Source organism: Candidatus Planktophila limnetica (assembly GCF_002288365.1).
GTDB classification, from domain to species: Bacteria; Actinomycetota; Actinomycetes; order Nanopelagicales; family Nanopelagicaceae; genus Planktophila; species Planktophila limnetica.
In genome coordinates this window covers 1,202,869-1,220,120 of the sequence record NZ_CP016782.1, presented here as the reverse complement: position 1 = coordinate 1,220,120, position 17,252 = coordinate 1,202,869, and the positions used below count along the sequence as shown (strand labels likewise).

18 protein-coding genes are annotated in these 17,252 nt (G+C 45.0%); 13 read left to right on the top strand and 5 right to left on the bottom strand.

The window, feature by feature from the left end:
* Position 1: 1 nt before the first annotated feature.
* The 3 genes from PHILAsVB114_RS06405 to PHILAsVB114_RS06395 are packed head-to-tail and all read right to left on the bottom strand — an operon-like array spanning position 2 to position 2,183.
* On the bottom strand, positions 2–256 hold the full coding sequence (locus tag PHILAsVB114_RS06405; RefSeq protein WP_095698533.1) for a PLD nuclease N-terminal domain-containing protein: 255 nt from the start codon (positions 254–256) through the stop codon (positions 2–4).
* A 19-nt stretch (positions 257–275) separates the two neighbouring features.
* A complete protein-coding gene (locus PHILAsVB114_RS06400; RefSeq protein ID WP_095698532.1) occupies positions 276–1,124 on the bottom strand; it encodes a 1,4-dihydroxy-2-naphthoate polyprenyltransferase in 849 nt (282 codons plus the stop codon).
* Between the two features lie 3 nt (positions 1,125–1,127).
* Positions 1,128–2,183: an AMP-binding protein gene (locus tag PHILAsVB114_RS06395; RefSeq protein ID WP_095698531.1), complete on the bottom strand. Its 1,056-nt coding sequence runs from the start codon at positions 2,181–2,183 to the stop codon at positions 1,128–1,130.
* A gap of 90 nt (positions 2,184–2,273) precedes the next feature.
* Between PHILAsVB114_RS06395 and menB the strand changes: the two genes are divergently transcribed.
* From menB to menD, 3 genes are read left to right on the top strand one after another with little or no spacing between them, the layout of a single operon-like run.
* On the top strand, positions 2,274–3,113 hold the full coding sequence (menB, locus tag PHILAsVB114_RS06390) for a 1,4-dihydroxy-2-naphthoyl-CoA synthase (RefSeq protein ID WP_420021990.1): 840 nt from the start codon (positions 2,274–2,276) through the stop codon (positions 3,111–3,113).
* A 9-nt stretch (positions 3,114–3,122) separates the two neighbouring features.
* Positions 3,123–4,118 carry an o-succinylbenzoate synthase gene (locus tag PHILAsVB114_RS06385; RefSeq protein WP_204246785.1) on the top strand — a complete coding sequence of 332 codons (996 nt, stop codon included), beginning with the start codon at positions 3,123–3,125 and terminating at the stop codon, positions 4,116–4,118.
* Positions 4,115–5,689, top strand: coding sequence for a 2-succinyl-5-enolpyruvyl-6-hydroxy-3-cyclohexene-1-carboxylic-acid synthase (gene menD / locus PHILAsVB114_RS06380; RefSeq protein ID WP_095698697.1), 1,575 nt, complete (start codon positions 4,115–4,117; stop codon positions 5,687–5,689). The genes PHILAsVB114_RS06385 and menD overlap by 4 nt, the downstream gene beginning before the upstream one ends.
* On the opposite strand, the gene PHILAsVB114_RS06375 is transcribed toward menD, so the two are convergent.
* Together PHILAsVB114_RS06375 and PHILAsVB114_RS06370 are read right to left on the bottom strand one after the other, a co-directional pair.
* The gene (locus PHILAsVB114_RS06375) at positions 5,655–6,875 is read right to left on the bottom strand and encodes an isochorismate synthase (protein WP_095698529.1); all 1,221 of its coding nucleotides are present in this window, start codon (positions 6,873–6,875) and stop codon (positions 5,655–5,657) included. The two genes, menD and PHILAsVB114_RS06375, sit on opposite strands and share 35 nt — an antisense overlap.
* 11 nt (positions 6,876–6,886) lie before the next feature.
* Positions 6,887–7,471, bottom strand: coding sequence for a biotin transporter BioY (locus tag PHILAsVB114_RS06370; RefSeq protein ID WP_095698528.1), 585 nt, complete (start codon positions 7,469–7,471; stop codon positions 6,887–6,889).
* A 56-nt stretch (positions 7,472–7,527) separates the two neighbouring features.
* Here PHILAsVB114_RS06370 and PHILAsVB114_RS06365 point away from each other — a divergent pair, with 56 nt between their 5' ends.
* From PHILAsVB114_RS06365 to nuoI, 10 genes are read left to right on the top strand one after another with little or no spacing between them, the layout of a single operon-like run.
* Entirely contained in the window at positions 7,528–8,220 is a 693-nt protein-coding gene (locus PHILAsVB114_RS06365) for a demethylmenaquinone methyltransferase (protein ID WP_095698527.1), read from the top strand.
* Between the two features lie 43 nt (positions 8,221–8,263).
* Positions 8,264–8,635 carry an NADH-quinone oxidoreductase subunit A gene (locus PHILAsVB114_RS06360; RefSeq protein ID WP_095698526.1) on the top strand — a complete coding sequence of 124 codons (372 nt, stop codon included), beginning with the start codon at positions 8,264–8,266 and terminating at the stop codon, positions 8,633–8,635.
* Positions 8,636–8,637: 2 nt separating this feature from the next.
* Positions 8,638–9,195 carry a NuoB/complex I 20 kDa subunit family protein gene (locus tag PHILAsVB114_RS06355; RefSeq protein ID WP_095698696.1) on the top strand — a complete coding sequence of 186 codons (558 nt, stop codon included), beginning with the start codon at positions 8,638–8,640 and terminating at the stop codon, positions 9,193–9,195.
* Entirely contained in the window at positions 9,196–9,825 is a 630-nt protein-coding gene (locus PHILAsVB114_RS06350) for an NADH-quinone oxidoreductase subunit C (RefSeq protein WP_095698525.1), read from the top strand. It begins immediately after the preceding gene.
* Positions 9,822–11,162, top strand: a complete 1,341-nt coding sequence (locus PHILAsVB114_RS06345; protein ID WP_095698524.1) for an NADH-quinone oxidoreductase subunit D — start codon at positions 9,822–9,824, stop codon at positions 11,160–11,162. The genes PHILAsVB114_RS06350 and PHILAsVB114_RS06345 overlap by 4 nt, the downstream gene beginning before the upstream one ends.
* On the top strand, positions 11,162–11,785 hold the full coding sequence (gene nuoE / locus PHILAsVB114_RS06340; RefSeq protein WP_095698523.1) for an NADH-quinone oxidoreductase subunit NuoE: 624 nt from the start codon (positions 11,162–11,164) through the stop codon (positions 11,783–11,785). The genes PHILAsVB114_RS06345 and nuoE overlap by 1 nt, the downstream gene beginning before the upstream one ends.
* A 3-nt stretch (positions 11,786–11,788) precedes the next feature.
* Positions 11,789–13,072, top strand: coding sequence for an NADH-quinone oxidoreductase subunit NuoF (gene nuoF / locus PHILAsVB114_RS06335; protein ID WP_095698522.1), 1,284 nt, complete (start codon positions 11,789–11,791; stop codon positions 13,070–13,072).
* Complete coding sequence (locus tag PHILAsVB114_RS06330; RefSeq protein ID WP_095698521.1) at positions 13,069–15,435, top strand: NADH-quinone oxidoreductase subunit G; 2,367 nt, start codon at positions 13,069–13,071, stop codon at positions 15,433–15,435. Before nuoF ends, PHILAsVB114_RS06330 begins: the two co-directional genes overlap by 4 nt.
* Positions 15,432–16,646 (top strand): NADH-quinone oxidoreductase subunit NuoH, encoded by a 1,215-nt coding sequence (nuoH, locus tag PHILAsVB114_RS06325; protein ID WP_095698520.1) that lies wholly within the window; start codon positions 15,432–15,434, stop codon positions 16,644–16,646. The genes PHILAsVB114_RS06330 and nuoH overlap by 4 nt, the downstream gene beginning before the upstream one ends.
* Positions 16,639–17,250 carry an NADH-quinone oxidoreductase subunit NuoI gene (nuoI, locus tag PHILAsVB114_RS06320; RefSeq protein ID WP_095698519.1) on the top strand — a complete coding sequence of 204 codons (612 nt, stop codon included), beginning with the start codon at positions 16,639–16,641 and terminating at the stop codon, positions 17,248–17,250. The genes nuoH and nuoI overlap by 8 nt, the downstream gene beginning before the upstream one ends.
* The last annotated feature ends 2 nt before the right edge of the window (positions 17,251–17,252 follow it).

Sequence of the window (17,252 nt, the reverse complement as noted above, 5' to 3'; positions counted from 1 at the left end):
TTTAAAGGTTACGTAAGAAATCTGGGTCATCATCTGGCCCAATCACTTTTCCATTTCGGCCGCGACCAGGTCCTTGCCTGCGTTGGCGGCCCCAAATTAAGTAAGCAATTGCGCCGAATGTTCCTATGAAAATAATAATAAGTAACCAACCCCATTTAGGTAAGCCACGAATCGCTTCTTGCTCTGTGCGTGCGCAATCAATGAGTGCATACAAGGTAACTGCAACTGCAATCAGAAGCGGTAAGTAGCGAAGCATGAGTTAATTCTACGCTTTTCTAGGAGAGTAACAAACCCAAGGACAATAAAATTGCAAAGCGAAGTTGGAGTTTTCCGGTTCTACCAAGCAGTGGAATGAGCGCGCCACCTATTGCTCCACTGCGCATGGCCTTTATTAATGAATACGTCATTGGTATGAGCAAGAGTGTCAGCAAGGTCCAGGGTTTGAATAAGAAAATAACACTCAGATGTGAGAGCAGCAGGAGAGCAATAAAGGCGGTGCGCGCACTGGAGTCCCCAAGGCGTACCGCAAGAGTTCGTTTGCCGACTAGTTCATCTGCGGCGCGATCTCGCAGGTTGTTAATTGCTAAGAGTGCGCACGAGAGCGATCCCATAGGAATAGCAACTATGAGTGAATCAAATGTGAGTGTGCCAGTCTGTGCGAAGTATGTTCCCATCGTTGCGACAAGTCCAAAGAAAACAAAGACCGCAAGTTCGCCAAAACCAAAATAACCGTAGGGATTTTTCCAACCGGTATAGCCCCACGCGGCGGCAATTGCGAGTGCACCAATTGCAATAAACCACAAGGTAGTTTGCAGTGACAAGATCAAACCAAATACAGCCGCACTGCTCAGTGCAAGGTAGGCAGCAATTTTCACATGATGCGCACTTGCTGCTCCAGTTGCAACCAATCGCATAGGACCAATGCGATTGTCATCAGTTCCCTTGATGCCATCTGAATAATCATTCGCATAATTAACGCCAATTTGCAGTGACAAACTTACGAGTAGTGCAAGAAGTGCCAACAATGGATCCATGTTGTTACCCGCAAGAGCTGTTCCGACTGCAACGGGTGCAATAGCTGCGGGCAAAGTCTTAGGGCGAGCACCTGCAATCCATTTATTCATTCTTTACTCACTCACTAATTTTGCTAGAGAAGTCCGATCGACTTTGCCAACGCCAATTTGTGGAAGTTTATCAAGGAGTATCACGCTCTTTGGTTTTGCATGATTTCCGATTGCGGAAACAAGTGCTTGTGAGATTTGCGGCTTTAGATTCTCATCGTGCGTTTGAACTGCAACGTGTAGCACTTGACCCCATTTGCTATCAGAAGTTGCAAAAGCGGCTACCAATAACTGTGGAAACTTTTTGTTTAATTCAGATTCGATTGCACTAAGTGAAATATTTTCACCACCGCTAATAATGACATCATCTGCTCTTCCGATGACTTTTAATTTTCCATCAAGAATCACTCCAATATCTTGAGTGAGAAACCAACCGTTTTCATTTTCAACATCTGCAAGCACCGGACCAGAGATTTTAACTCTTTGGTTCTCTGTTAATTCAAAGTTAACTCCGTCGAGAGATTCTCCGTTATAAATACAACCACCGCATGTTTCAGTCATTCCATATGTGGTGATGATGTTGATACCAGATGCGATCCCTTGGCTGCGAAGTTCTTCAGATAAGGCTGCTCCACCGACTAATACCGCTTTCGTGCCTTTTAAATGTGAGAGTAAATCTGCGTCACCATTTAGAGCATTAAAGAGTTGGGTCGGAACAATGGCCGTGAAATCTGCATCAGGATAAGTGCCAATGTGATTTCTTAGATCAATTGGCTCACTTTCTAATTCGATAGAGCGCACAAGAACGTTAATGCCTGCAATATGTGTCAGCGGCAACAAGAGTGACCATGTCTGCCCCTTTGTAGCTTTTAAGAATTTATTGGATGCACGCGCACTTGCCAGTAGCGCCGCAGATGTGATTCCTATTTCCTTGGGTGTGCCTGTACTTCCACTGGTTGCAACAAGTAGAGAAATATCTGACTTCACAGATTTCGAAGAAGTCGGGCCACATCCAAGGGCAGGACCAACGTTTGCGAGGGCTTGTATTAGCGCACTCACATTTTCGGCCAGAGCACGCGTGGGTTCTAGGCTGCGAACTTCTCGATGTGAAGATGTATCCATTGCCCGCGTAGGCTATCGCGTGTAACGGTAGTGATGTCTGATGGAGGGTTCGTGAGTAAGCCAATCAAGCGTGAATTTGGAAGCCGAGATATTCCGAAATGGAAAGTCGCAGCCGGCGGAGAAAAATTCACCGATATTAAATACGAAGCTGCTGATGGCATTGCAAAAATCACCATCAATCGTCCTGAAGTACGTAATGCATTTCGCCCACAAACAATTATTGAGTTACAGAGTGCTTTTTCACTAGCGCGCGATAATCAAGAAGTCGGCGTAATCATTTTAACTGGCCAAGGTAGCGAAGCGTTTTGCTCTGGTGGCGACATTAGCGTTCGCGGAGATGATGGTTATCTCGGAGATGATTCGCTAGCAAAGCAAGGCATTGGACGACTTAACGTTTTAGATTTGCAAGTACAAATTCGCCGAACACCTAAACCAGTAATTGCAATGGTTGCAGGTTGGGCAATCGGTGGCGGACACGTATTACATGTTGTCTGCGATATAACTATTGCAGCCGATAACGCACTCTTTGGTCAAACAGGTCCAATGGTTGGTTCATTTGATGGCGGTTATGGATCTGGATTACTTGCTGCAAATGTTGGACAGAAGAAGGCGCGCGAAATTTGGTTTATGACTCGTTCATACGATGCAAAAGAAGCGCTCGCGATGGGACTCGTAAACACAGTTGTTCCAGTCGCCGAACTAGAAGCAGAGACAGTTTCTTGGTGCCGCGAAATGTTACGTAATTCTCCACTTGCACTGCGCTTGTTAAAATCTAGTTTAAACGCTGCAGATGATGGATTAGCTGGTGTTCAACAACTAGCTGGCGATGCAACACTCCTGTTTTATATGACTGAAGAAGGTCAAGAAGGTCGCGATGCTTATAAAGAAAAGCGCCCGCCAGATTTTGATCAATTCCCTAAGCGTCCATAAATTAATTAAATGCTTGACTCAATCATTTCCAACCTTCGAGTAGTTTGCCTGCCGATGAAAACAGATTTTCGTGGCATCAATACTCGCGAAGTTGCACTGATTGAAGGCAGTGCAGGGTGGGGCGAATTTTCACCATTTGTTGAGTATGACGAAAATGAATCAATTCCATGGCTAATCAGTGCAATTGAAGGTGCGACGCAACCACGTGCGAAAGCCACGAGAAAATACATAGATATCAATGCAACATTGCCTGCTGTTAATTCACGCGCAGAAGTAGAAAGTATTTTGTCTTGGTATCCAGGTGCTTCAACTGTGAAGATAAAAGTTGGCGCAAATCAAGAAGAAGATTTCAAGCGCATTAAATACGTTGCCGAATTATTGCCAAACGCGGCTTTACGCCTAGATGTAAACGGAAGCTGGGACGTTGAGCAGGCACTTGAATTTATTTATGGATTTTATGATTCATTTGATGAAGATTTATTGCAATACATTGAACAACCATGCTCAACTCTAGAAGAATTGCGCGAATTAAAGGCTGCCTGCATGGTTGGTGTAAAGATTGCAGGAGATGAAGTAATTAGAAAAGCAGACGATCCCTTTGAACTGGATCTAGAAGATGCTGTAGATATCTTGGTGTTAAAAGTCGCACCACTTGGCGGAATCGAACGTTCACTCGCACTTGCTAAACATCACCGACTTCCAGCAGTTGTTTCAAGTGCACTAGAGAGTGCGGTGGGAATTGGTCACGGCATACGACTAGCGGGTGCGCTACCAACTTTAGATTTTGCATGTGGACTTGCAACGGGACAGTTACTTGCATCAGATATCGCACAGATTCCAATTGAAGGTGGGAAAATGCGCGTTGCAGATGTGACTCCTAGTGAAGCGGCGATGATTGAATTAGAAGCAAGTGCAGAGCGAACACAATGGTGGCAAGATCGGGTTCGTAAAGCGTGGAGTGCGGGTGCGGATGAAATAATTAGCGAGATGGGGTGGCACTGGTGAGTGAATCAACTTCCCTAGCACGCGTCATTGTTCGCCAGATAATTGAAGCTGGAATTACAGATGTAGTTATTTCACCAGGTTCTCGTAACGCACCCCTTAGTTTTGCATTCTTTGCTGCATCGCAAAAAGGCTTAATCAAATTACACACACGCATTGATGAAAGAACGGCAGCGTTTTTCGCTCTCGGTTTAGCAAAAGCCAGTGGGCGCGCAGTTCCCATTGTCTGCACCAGCGGAACAGCAGTAGCCAATTACCATCCAGCAGTTTTAGAAGCTCACCATACAAATACACCTCTATTAGTTTTAACGGCAGATCGCCCAGCACGTTTGCGTAAAACTGGTGCCAACCAAACAACGGAGCAAGCTCGCATCTTTGGAAAATCTGTTCGTTACTTCGCAGATGTTTCTGGCGCAGTGTTTCCAATGGAACTGCCGATTTATTCTCTTGCAAGCGGACCCGTTCATCTCAATATTCAATTTGAAGAACCACTTACTGCCGACTCCGATTTAACATGGCTAGATGAGATCACAGTTGCACCCCGTGATATCAAATCCACAAAAGCACCAGGTGTTTTAAGGGTAAAGAGTGAACGCGGTGTTCTTATCGTTGGCCACGATCGTGGTGGATTTACAACCACGCAAGTTCAAAAATTTGCGGATCAACTTGGTTGGCCACTGATCAGCGAAAACCCGCTGTCACTTAAAGGCTCTATCGCACACGCTTCTTTATTCTTAGCTTCAACGACTATTGCAAAAGATTTCACTCCAAGAACTGCCATTATTATTGGGCGTACGACGCTTTCTCGCTCAATAAATAATTACATTGCATCAGCTGATAAGCAGATAGTTATTGATTCACGTATTGCAACTGTGGACACAGATAGAAATGCAGATAAGCGCTTTACGCAGATTCCAATCCTGGAATCAAATGAAGCCGATTCAGAGTGGTTAGAAAAGTGGCAGAAATTTTCCGAAAGGTGCACAAAAGAGTTAGAAAAAATTACACAGTGGTCAGAGCCAGTTTTGGCTCGCACACTTGCTGCAAATGTTAAAAATGGCACCACGTTATTTGTCTCTTCATCACGGCCTGTGCGCGATATTGAAGCATTTGCTACAGCGCGCACCGGCATTGAATCCTTTGCTAATCGCGGTTTAGCAGGCATTGATGGAAATATCTCGACAGCAATGGGAATTGCAACTGCTCGCATCGCAACAATTGCAGTGTTAGGCGACCTATCTTTCTTGCACGATCTCACTGGATTAATTCACTCTGAAAAACCTAACCTGCTTATTCTTGTGGTTGATAACAATGGTGGCGGTATTTTCTCAACACTTACTCATCGTGGCAGCGATGGATTCGAAAGCATTTTCGGTACACCACATAATTTGGATTTAGCAGCGATTGCTTCTGCTCTAAATATCAAAACCAGCACCATTAACTCTGTGGATCAACTAAATAGAGAACTTGCCCAGCCGATTGAGGGCGTTCGGATAGTTATTGCACAAATGCCAGATCGCGAAAGCAACGCTGACTTACTTAAGCAAGTGCACTCTTCATTGCAGAAAATTTAGCTTCACTCTCTGCTAATTCTTTTTCAGGATCAGAGCCAGCAACAATTCCACACCCTGCATAAATTTGGATTGTGTTCTCAGAAATTTGCCCGCAACGAAGTGCAATACCTAACTCACCATCTCCGCGCGCATCAATCCAACCAACTGGACCCGCATAACGACCACGTGACATTGATTCAATTTCGCTAATGACTTTTGCAGCTTTATCAGTTGGCGTTCCGCATACTGCAGCAGATGGATGTAATTGATTGAGCAGAGTAAATACATCGACATTGCTCTTTGATTCGATAAGAGCCCCTGTTACATCTGTGGCTAAATGCATGACATTTGCTAAGTGAAGCACGAAGGGAGTTTCAGGAATATTTGTTGAAGAACAAAAAGGCTCAAGTGCATCTGCAACCGAGCGCACTGCGTATTCGTGTTCCTCTAAATCTTTTGAAGATCGTGCGAGAGAACCAGCCAAAGCCAAATCACGTGCGTCATCGCCTGATTTACTGATAGTGCCTGCAAGCACGCGGGATGTAACCATTCCACGCTTTAAACGAAGTAAAAGTTCAGGAGTTGCACCAATTAACCCTGCAACGCTAAATACCCACGTAGATGGATACGCTGCGGAAAGATTTCGTAGCGCTGATCGTTCATCGATTACTTGCGCAGAAGTTGCTGATAGATCGCGAGCAAGAACTACCTTTTCGATATCGCCGCTGTGAATCTTTGCAACAGCTTGTGCAACACGTGTAATCCAGTGCTCACTAGCTAAATCATCTTCGTTCCACGTCAGAGTTGAATTGGAAACCTTTTCTGGAGCATCAATGAGTTGGGGTTGAGAATCGGAACCAATCCAGGTTATCCAAGAGATTCCGCTCGTCATTCCCACAATTACTTGAGGAATAACAAGAACAGATTCTTCATCGGGGGAGAATGAAAAGGATGAAAAAAGAATTGGCCCCGTTGCACTTCCTTGCACGTTATTTGTGATTGCAAATTTCTCTAAGTGAGAGTGCCACCATGTTCGAGCATCATTAAAACGATTAGCGCCTTTAACTGTTGTGCTGGCATAAACGCCCCAGCCAACAACTCCGTCGCCACCGCGTACCCAGGAAAAATTCTCACCTTTGGGCAACAAATCTAAAAGAGGCAGATGTTCGCCAAGGCGCACGGTAGTTACAGGAATAAGGGAAGGCATGAATTATTTTCTTATGAAATCTTTCGCTGCACGAACTGCCAAATCAATGGAAGAGAAGTTCCTGCAATTGCAATCTTTAGAATTTCACCAAAAATAAATGGAGTAAATCCGGCAGAAAATGTCCATGCCCAATCTTTACCTGTGAATTCGTGGAGCCAGATAAGGCCCAAAGTAAATGTGAGGGCGTTACCTAGCAACATTGCAGGTAGAGCAGTTTTAAATTTTTGGTCCCACTTGCGCCCACCTAAATAACCGAGCAGCACTGATGTCAGCAGCATTCCAACTAAATAGCCCCCTGTTGCGCCAACAATGCGATCTAAACCAGAACCACTATTTGCAAATACAGGTGCACCGAGTGCACCGGCTAATAGGTACATAAGAAAAGTAGTTGCTCCGAGAGTTGCGCCATAACTTGTGGCCAGTAGTAATACACCGAGTGTTTGTCCTGTTACCGGAACTGGTGAACCAGGAACGGGAATTGCAATCTGAGCGAGTAATGAAAGAAATGCAACGCCGGCAATTACAAAGCCAGCTTTAGTTAAAACTGTGCTTCTTGGGAAAACTGCGGTGCGTAGTGTGGTGATTGCAGTGGACATTACGTGCGCCCTTTCTCGAAGTTGTGGATGAGCCTACTCTGAAGCAGAATAAGCCTATGTCCCGGGCCAATATGGATAAAAATCCTGCTGAAGTTGCCGCAATGTTTGATGCGGTGGCCAAGCGTTATGACCTGGTTAATGACATCTTGAGCCTCGGTCAGACAAAGAGATGGCGCAAGGCCACAACTGCCACGATTGCACCAAAGCCAGGAATGAAAATTCTCGATCTCGCAGCGGGCACTGGTTCAAGTTCAGAACCATTACATCAAGCAGGAGCCGATGTAATTCCTGCAGATTTTTCAGATGGAATGCTTGAAGCGGGTCGACGTGCACGTCCGCATTTAAAGTTTACAAAAGCAGATGCACTTAACTTACCTTTTGAAAATGAATCATTTGATGTTGTAACAATTTCTTTTGGTTTACGTAATACATCAGATATGGATAAGGCATTAAGTGAAGCAAGACGCGTCACTAAAAAAGGTGGCTCACTTGTAGTTGCAGAATTTTCTTCTCCAACATTTAAACCATTTCGCACAATTTATTTAAATTATTTAATGAAAGCTCTGCCAGCCATTGCATCAAAGACTTCATCAAATCCTGATGCCTATGTCTATCTGGCAGAATCCATTCGGGCATGGCCAGATCAGGCAGCGCTGGCGGCCCGAATTACCCAGGCCGGCTGGTCTCAAGTGGGTTGGCGCAATTTGAGCGGTGGAGTTGTCGCAGTTCACAGAGCCATCAACTCCTGACGCGGTCGAAAGTACTTGTAGGGCACTCTAAGATTTAGCCATCATGAACTCTGCATCAAACCCGTATGTGCCGATCTTGGTCATCGGAGCCATCGGCTTCGGTTTCGCGGTCATCTCTGTTGCAGCTGGCGCACTCACCGGTCCAAAACGTTACAACAGAGCGAAATTAGATGCATACGAGTGCGGAATTGAACCATCACCATCTGCAGCACAAGGTGGACGTTTTCCAGTTAAGTACTTCTTAACTGCGATGCTATTTATTATCTTTGATATTGAAATTGTTTTCCTTTATCCATGGGCAGTTACATTTGATCAACTGGGGCTCTTTGGCCTTATTGAAATGGGAATCTTTATCGCAACCGTCTTCGTGGCATACGCATATGTATGGCGCCGCGGTGGATTGGAATGGGATTAATCATGGGTCTAGAAGAAAAATTACCTAGTGGTTTTGTACTCACAACTGTAGAAAAACTTGCAGGCTACATGCGCAAAAACTCATTGTGGCCAGCAACTTTTGGTCTTGCATGTTGCGCAATTGAAATGATGGCAGTTGGTTCTGCTGCGAAATATGACATTTCACGTTTCGGTATGGAAGTTTTCCGTGCATCTCCTCGTCAGGCAGATCTCATGATTGTTGCTGGTCGCGTATCAAATAAAATGGCACCAGTTCTTCGACAAATTTATGATCAAATGGCTGCGCCTAAGTGGGTTCTTGCAATGGGTGCATGTGCATCCTCGGGCGGAATGTTTAATAACTACGCAATCGTTCAGGGTGTAGATCACGTCGTACCAGTAGATATTTATCTTCCAGGGTGTCCACCACGTCCGGAAATGTTGATGGATGCAATTCTTAAATTGCACTCAAGCATTTACGACGAAAAGCTCGGACCAAACCGCGAAGCAGTTATTAAGTCAGTAGAAGAAGCAGCAATGAACGCGCTTCCTACACACCAGATGAAGGGATTGCTTGCCTAAATGAGCGATCACGGAATGTTTGGTGCAGAAGGCACAGGAGATACATCTGGCTACGGCGGACTTGTTCGCACTCCTGCAGCAACTGGTTCAAGTGAGCGCCCATATGGTTCTTACTTTGATGATGTAGCAGATGATTTAGAGCGTGCATATCCAGCTTTTTCTGATGCAATCGAACGCGTTGTTGTTGATCGCGGGGAACTTACTCTTCATGTAAAGCGCGAAAAACTTGTAGAAGTGTCAAAGATTTTGCGTGATTCACTTAAGTTTGAAATGTGCATGGGTGTATCTGGTGTGCATTATCCAGAACAGAGTGGACGCGAACTACACGCTGTTTATCCACTACTTTCAATTACAAATAATCGTCGAATTCGTCTAGAAGTTTCTGTTCCAGATAGCGATGCGCATATTCCATCTGTTGTTGAAGTATGGGCCGGAAATAATTGGCATGAACGTGAAACTTTTGACATGTTCGGAATCATTTTTGATGGACATCCAGGACTTACAAGAATTTTGATGCCAGATGATTGGCAAGGACACCCACAACGCAAAGATTATGCATTGGGTGGAATTCCAGTTGAATATAAGGGCGCAACAATTCCAGCACCTGATGAGCGCAGGTCATACCGATGACAACATTTACTGATCCATATTCTTCTTCACGCGAAACTACTGAAGGAACAGTTTTCTCAGTAACAGGTGGCGACTGGAACGAACTCGTTACAGAAATTGGCGCAACAAAAGAAGAGCACATTGTTGTAAACATGGGTCCACAACACCCATCTACTCACGGTGTACTGCGTCTTGTTCTTGAACTCGAAGGCGAAACTGTTACTGAAGTTCGTTGCGGAATTGGTTACCTACATACAGGTATTGAAAAGAACATTGAATATCGCAGCTGGACTCAGGGCGTCACCTTCGTAACCCGTATGGATTATTTGTCTCCGCTATTTAATGAAACTGCTTATTGCCTTGCAACAGAGAAACTCCTTGGAATTACAAATGATGTTCCAGAGCGCGCTTCAGCTATTCGCGTTCTTATGATGGAACTCAATCGAATTTCTTCACACATGGTTGCACTCGGCACAGGCGCACTAGAACTAGGTGCAATTACTCCTATGTTCTTTGCATTCCGTGAACGCGAACGTGTTCTAGATATTTTCGAAATGATCTCTGGATTGCGTATGAATATGGCCTATATCCGCCCAGGTGGAGTGCAACAAGATTTGCCAGCCGGTGCCACACAAAAGATTCGCGAAACTGTTAAAGAAATGCGCAAGGCATTTAAAGATAATGCAACACTTTTGATTGGTAATTCAATCTGGATGAAGCGCACAGTTGGCATCGGTTACTTAGATCTTGCCGGATGTACGACACTTGGTATTACAGGACCTGTTTTACGTTCAACTGGTTTGCCTTGGGATCTTCGTAAGACTCAACCATATTGTGGCTATGAAAATTACGATTTTGATGTTGTCACAACAGATACATGCGATGTTTATGGACGCTTCTTAATTCGTATGAATGAACTAGAACAATCACTTCGCATCATTGAGCAAGCATGTGACAAGATCGACAAGCTTGCAGGAGCACCAGTAATGGTTGCAGATAAGAAAATTGCATGGCCAGCACAATTAGCAATGGGTGGCGATGGACTTGGAAACTCACTTGATCACATTCGCGAAATTATGGGCACGTCAATGGAATCACTTATTCATCACTTTAAACTAGTGACAGAAGGATTCCGTGTTCCAGCCGGTCAGGTTTATGCAGCAGTTGAATCACCACGTGGCGAACTCGGTGCACACATTGTCTCTGATGGCGGAACACGTCCATATCGCATGCACTTCCGCGAACCATCTTTTAATAATTTGCAATCAACTTCTGCAATGTGTGAAGGCAGCATGGTTGCCGACATCATTGGCGCGGTAGCTTCAATCGATCCTGTGATGGGAGGTGTTGATCGCTAATGTTTTCAGATCAAGATCTTGCCGTAATGGATTCAATAATTAAGCGCTACCCACGTAGTCGCTCTGCAATCATGCCCTTGCTTCACTATGTGCAATCAAAGGCTGGATACGTAACAAATGAAGGCATCGAGTTAATCGCTCAACTTCTAACTATTGAAACTGCAGAAGTTTCCGCCGTTGCAACTTTTTACACACAGTACAAGCGCAAGCCAGTGGGTGAATATCACGTTGGCGTATGCACAAATACTCTGTGTGCAGTAATGGGCGGTGATGAAATTTTTGCGGGCCTTAAGAGCCATCTTGGTATTGAAAATGATGGCGTGACAGATGATGGAAAAGTTTCGCTCGAACACATCGAGTGCAACGCAGCATGTGACTATGCACCTGTTGTTATGGCTAACTGGGAGTTCTATGACAACCAGACAGTGCAATCATCAAAAGATTTAGTCGATGCAATGCGCAACGGCAACCCACCTGGACCAACTCGTGGTCCAAACTCTCTTCCAACATGGAAAGAAAACTCAGCAGTGCTTGCTGGGATTAACGATGGCCGCGCAAACGAAGGTTTGCAAGCTGGCGAACCAACTCTGCTTGGATTGAAATTATCAAAGGAAGGTAAGTAAGCAATGACAAAGCTCGCACCCGTCCTTTCAGCACATTGGGATGAAAAAGATTCTTTTACCATCGAGGCATACACGCGCCATGGTGGATATAAAGCATCTGCAAAAGCACTTGCAATGGATCCTGATGCAGTAATTCAATTAGTTAAAGACTCTGGATTACGTGGTCGCGGTGGCGCAGGATTTCCAACAGGAATGAAGTGGGGATTTATCCCGCAAGGCGATAACAAAGAACATTACTTAGTTGTTAACGCAGATGAATCAGAACCAGGTACATGTAAAGACACACCATTGATGATGGCTAATCCACACGTGCTCATTGAAGGGTGCATCATCGCCTGCCATGCAATTCGCGCAAAGCATGGATTTATTTATATTCGCGGCGAAGTTACTCACGTAGTTCGTCGACTCAACCAAGCAATTGAAGATGCATATAAATCTGGTCACCTTGGAAATGGAATTGATTTAGTTCTACACGTTGGAGCTGGTGCATATATTTGTGGTGAAGAAACAGCGCTTCTTGATTCACTTGAAGGTTTCCGCGGACAACCACGTTTGCGCCCACCATTTCCTGCAATTGCCGGTTTGTATGCACGTCCAACAGTTGTAAATAACGTTGAATCAATTGCATCAGTTCCAGCAATTATTGCTAATGGCGCAGAGTGGTATCAAAAGTACGGGACAGAAAAGAGCAAGGGAATGACTCTTTATTCTCTTTCTGGTCACGTCAATAATCCAGGACAATTCGAAGCACCACTTGGAATAACACTTCGCGAAATTCTCGATATGGCCGGTGGTGTTCGTACTGGTCACAAACTTAAGTTCTGGACACCAGGTGGTTCATCTACGCCACTTTTCACAGATGAACATTTAGATACTCCACTTGATTACGAAGGTGTTGCAGCAGCTGGTTCAATGCTTGGAACAAAGGCACTTCAAATTTTTGATGAAACAACATGTGTTGTTCGAGCCGTTCTTCGTTGGACTGAGTTTTATAAGCATGAATCATGCGGAAAGTGCACACCTTGTCGCGAAGGCACTTGGTGGCTGGTTCAAATTCTTCGTGATCTTGAAAATGGTTCAGGTTCAGAAGAAGATCTCGCAAAACTTCTCGATCTCTGTGACAACATCATGGGGCGTTCTTTCTGCGCACTTGGTGATGGCGCAACTAGTCCAATTACATCTTCCATTAAGTATTTCCGCGACGAATACATTGCACACGTCACTGGCAAGGGTTGCCCATTTGATCCTGTTGCATCGACTCTCTTTTCAAGTGCAGGTGCGCGATGACTACAACACAGGCACAAACAACTGAAGTTGTGGACATGATTACTGTCGTTATCGACGGCTTTGAAGTCAGCGTTCCTAAAGGAACTTTGGTTATTCGCGCGGCAGAAAAACTAGGAATTCAGATTCCACGTTTCTGTGATCATCCACTTTTAGATCCAGTTGGTGCATGCCGCCAATGTTTAGTTGATATTGAAATTAATGGGCGTGCATTTCCAAAGCCACAAGCGTCATGCACGATTCCTGTTGAACCAGGAATGATTGTTAAGACCCAACTCACATCAGATGTCGCAGAAAAAGCGCAACGTGGTGTCATGGAATTATTACTAGTTAACCACCCACTTGATTGCCCAGTGTGCGACAAGGGTGGCGAATGTCCATTGCAAAACCAAGCAATGAGCAATGGTCAAGCAGAATCTCGATTTGAAGGCAAAAAGCGCACATTTGAAAAACCAATTAATTTGTCTTCACAAGTATTACTCGATCGTGAACGTTGTGTTCTGTGTGCACGTTGCACTCGTTTCTCAGAACAAATTGCAAGTGATCCATTTATTACTCTGAACGAACGTGGCGCATTGCAACAAGTTGGTATCTATGAAGACCAACCATTTGAATCTTATTTCTCCGGAAACACAGTTCAAATCTGTCCAGTAGGTGCACTCACTGGTGCGTCATATCGTTTCCGCGCACGTCCATTTGATTTAGTTTCAACTCCATCTGCATGCGAGCACTGCGCATCTGGTTGTGACATGCGCACAGATGTTCGTCGCGGAAAGACACTACGTCGACTCGCTGGAGATGACCCAACAATTAATGAAGAGTGGAATTGCGATAAGGGTCGCTGGGCATTTAAATACATCACAGCCATTGATCGTCTCTCACAACCAATGGTTCGTAACTCTGATGGCGAATTAGTTGTTACATCGTGGCCAGAAGCAATTGCCGTCGCCGCCGCAGGTTTATCTGGTGCAAAAGCTGCAGTTCTAGTTGGCGGTCGCGCAACGTATGAAGACGCATATGGATACAGCAAGTTTGCGCGCATAGCACTTGCAACGAATGACATTGATTTCCGCGCACGTGCAACTTCTGATGAAGAGCGCGACTTCCTTGCGGCTCACGTTGTTGGAACAAGTGCAACGTATAAAGATATTGACAAGGCTGATCACGTACTTCTAGTTGGTTTCGAACCAGAAGAAGAGTCACCGATTGTTTTCTTACGAATCAATAAGCAAGTGAAGAAGCGTGGACTTAAAGTCACTTCAATTGGAACAAAGCTTTCAATCGGTGTAGAAAAACTAGGAGCAACATTTGTAAAGGTTGCACCTGGTTCGGAAAGCACAGCAATTACTTCACAATCATTGTCTGCGCAATCAATTATCTTGGTCGGAGAACGAGCATCTGAAAGCGCTGGCGCACTCTCAGCGGTCGCAGCACTTGCATCACAATCTGGTGCAAAGTTTGCTTGGATTCCTCGCCGTGCCGGAGAACGTGGCGCACTCGAAGCAGGTGCAATCGGAAATCTACTTCCAGGTGGACGTCCTGTTACAGATGCTGCTGCCCGTGTAGATCTTGCAAGTGCGTGGTCTGTTGAATCAGTGCCGGCAAATATTGGCCGTTCTACAAAAGAAATTATTTCGGCAGTAAATGCCGGAGATATCAACGCACTCGTTGTTGGTGGAGTTGATCCACATGATTTGGATAACACAGCAGAGACACTGACAGCACTTAAGAAAGCCTTTGTTGTTTCATTAGAAATTGCACCAAGTGCGGTTACTGAACGTGCAGATGTTGTATTGCCAGTTGCGGCAGTAACAGAAAAAAGCGGCTCATTCCTTAACTGGACTAGCAGCGCACGTGCATTTGATGCCGCTGTTGCAGATTCACTTAATCGCAGTGATGTTCGAATTCTTTCAATGATTGCAGATGCACTTGGAAAAACTATTTCACTTGGAACAGTTTCTGCAGCAGCTCGCGAAATTGCATCCCTTGGTCCATGGGATGGTGCCCGTGCACCATTTACTGCGACACCTGCACGTGGTGCAGCAACACTTGCAGCAGATGAAGCGCTGCTTACTTCGTGGCGCCGTTTACTAGATCTTGGAACTCTGCAAAAGGGTGAAGACAATCTTGCAGGCACCGCTCGTCAGACCGTGGCAGTTATTTCTCCAAAGCGTGCAACATCAATTGGTGTAACAACTGGAGATCGAATTTCAATTTCAAATGCGCAGGGAAGTGTTGTGCTTTCAGTCCTTGTTGAAGATATTCATGACGACGCCGTATGGGCGCCACGAAATTCACGCGGCTCAGAACTTCTCTCCACACTTGGCAACGCACATGGTGGCGTAGTTAAGGTGGTGAAGGCATGAGTACTGCAGAGTTATTAGCAACAGATCCAGGTTGGATAATTGCAGTTAAAGGTCTTCTAGTTTTTGCAGCCTGCGTGGTTCTTACACTCCTTGCAATTTGGGCAGAGCGACGCATTGTTGCTCGCATGCAAGAGCGCCCAGGCCCAAACAGAGTTGGTCCACTTGGATTACTTCAATCCTTATCTGACGGCGTTAAGTTGGCGCTGAAAGAAGATTTAATTCCGGCAGCTGCAGATAAAGTCATTTTCATTATTGCGCCAATTATTAGCGCGACCACATGCTTTATGGCTTTTGCCGTTATTCCAGTGACAGGTCCAGTTACTTTGTTTGGACATAAAACAGTTATGCAGATGACTGATATTCCAGTCGGCGTTCTCTACGTCCTAGCAATCGCATCAGTTGGTGTGTATGGAATTGTGCTTGCTGGTTGGTCTTCTGGTTCAACGTATCCACTACTTGGTGGATTGCGTTCTAGTGCCCAAGTAATTTCATATGAAGTCGCAATGGGACTTTCACTTGTTTCAGTATTTATTTACTCAGGTTCAATGTCCACATCTGACATCGTTGCAGCGCAAGATCAATGGTGGTTTGCAGTAGTTCTATTCCCATCATTTGTTATTTATGCGATCTCAATGGTTGGTGAAACAAACCGCGCACCATTTGACTTGGCAGAAGCAGAAGGCGAACTCGTCGGTGGATTCCATACGGAGTATTCATCTTTGAAATTTGCACTCTTCTTCTTGGCCGAATACGTAAACATCGTTGGTGTATCAGCACTTGCAACAACACTCTTCCTTGGTGGATATCACGCACCTCCAGGACTTGGATTTACTGAGGCATGGCTAGGTGGCTGGTTTACAGCTATCTGGTTCTTTATAAAAGTTGCTGGATTCTTCTTTATATTTGTTTGGTTACGCGGAACTCTTCCACGTATGCGTTACGACCAATTCATGCAATTTGGTTGGAAAGTTTTGATCCCAGTCTCACTCTTCTGGATTATGGTCGTTGCAACGCTTCGCGTACTTTCACAACAAGGAACCTCTCGTATTGGAATTCTGATCTTCTCAGGAGTGGTTGTTGCCTTAGTTATGTTTGCAAATATTGCTTTCGATAATGCAAAACAGAAAAAGAAGAATGCTCCACGTCCAGAGTTATCTAAGCCAGATTTTGCAGTTCCAGAGTTACCGAGCAAGGGGAGCGAACGTGTCTGATTACATAGAGCCAAGAGTTTCTAAAGATGTCGACGTTAACAAAGTTGAATACTCACCTGTCGTCAACGAAGGTCCTGCAACGTTAGCCGCACAAGCAAAGGGTTTTTGGCTCACATTTCGCACGATGTTTAAGAAGACATTGGCTGTTGAATATCCAGAAGTTAAGGCTCCAACACAAGAACGCTTCCATGGCCGTCATCAACTAAATCGCCACCCAGATGGTTTAGAAAAATGTATTGGTTGCGAACTCTGTGCGTGGGCATGTCCTGCCGATGCGATTTATGTGGAGGGCGCCGATAACACTGAAGAAAACCGAATGTCTCCAGGAGAGCGTTACGGCCAGGTGTATCAAATTAATTATCTGCGTTGTGTTTTCTGTGGACTCTGCATTGAAGCGTGTCCAACTCGTGCGCTGACAATGACAAATGAATATGAGCTTGCCGATAACTCCCGTTCAAGTTTGATCTTTGAAAAAGAAGATTTATTAGCACCACTTCGCGCAGGAATGTTGATGCCACCTCATCCAATGTATCCAGAAGCAGATCACCACACTTATTACCGCGGTGAAGTTCCAGAAGCGCATCCATCGCAAGAGGTGAAGTAAGT

Bases quoted from the DNA above. Each gene is read 5' to 3' on its own strand.
- PHILAsVB114_RS06405 (WP_095698533.1), bottom strand. From the start codon at position 256: ATGCTTCGCTACTTACCGCTTCTGATTGCAGTTGCAGTTACCTTGTAT.
- PHILAsVB114_RS06400 (WP_095698532.1), bottom strand. From the start codon at position 1,124: ATGAATAAATGGATTGCAGGTGCTCGCCCTAAGACTTTGCCCGCAGCT.
- PHILAsVB114_RS06395 (WP_095698531.1), bottom strand. From the start codon at position 2,183: ATGGATACATCTTCACATCGAGAAGTTCGCAGCCTAGAACCCACGCGT.
- PHILAsVB114_RS06385 (WP_204246785.1), top strand. From the start codon at position 3,123: ATGCTTGACTCAATCATTTCCAACCTTCGAGTAGTTTGCCTGCCGATG.
- PHILAsVB114_RS06375 (WP_095698529.1), bottom strand. From the start codon at position 6,875: ATGCCTTCCCTTATTCCTGTAACTACCGTGCGCCTTGGCGAACATCTG.
- PHILAsVB114_RS06370 (WP_095698528.1), bottom strand. From the start codon at position 7,471: ATGTCCACTGCAATCACCACACTACGCACCGCAGTTTTCCCAAGAAGC.
- PHILAsVB114_RS06365 (WP_095698527.1), top strand. From the start codon at position 7,528: ATGTCCCGGGCCAATATGGATAAAAATCCTGCTGAAGTTGCCGCAATG.
- PHILAsVB114_RS06360 (WP_095698526.1), top strand. From the start codon at position 8,264: ATGAACTCTGCATCAAACCCGTATGTGCCGATCTTGGTCATCGGAGCC.
- PHILAsVB114_RS06355 (WP_095698696.1), top strand. From the start codon at position 8,638: ATGGGTCTAGAAGAAAAATTACCTAGTGGTTTTGTACTCACAACTGTA.
- PHILAsVB114_RS06350 (WP_095698525.1), top strand. From the start codon at position 9,196: ATGAGCGATCACGGAATGTTTGGTGCAGAAGGCACAGGAGATACATCT.
- PHILAsVB114_RS06345 (WP_095698524.1), top strand. From the start codon at position 9,822: ATGACAACATTTACTGATCCATATTCTTCTTCACGCGAAACTACTGAA.
- nuoE (WP_095698523.1), top strand. From the start codon at position 11,162: ATGTTTTCAGATCAAGATCTTGCCGTAATGGATTCAATAATTAAGCGC.
- nuoF (WP_095698522.1), top strand. From the start codon at position 11,789: ATGACAAAGCTCGCACCCGTCCTTTCAGCACATTGGGATGAAAAAGAT.
- PHILAsVB114_RS06330 (WP_095698521.1), top strand. From the start codon at position 13,069: ATGACTACAACACAGGCACAAACAACTGAAGTTGTGGACATGATTACT.
- nuoH (WP_095698520.1), top strand. From the start codon at position 15,432: ATGAGTACTGCAGAGTTATTAGCAACAGATCCAGGTTGGATAATTGCA.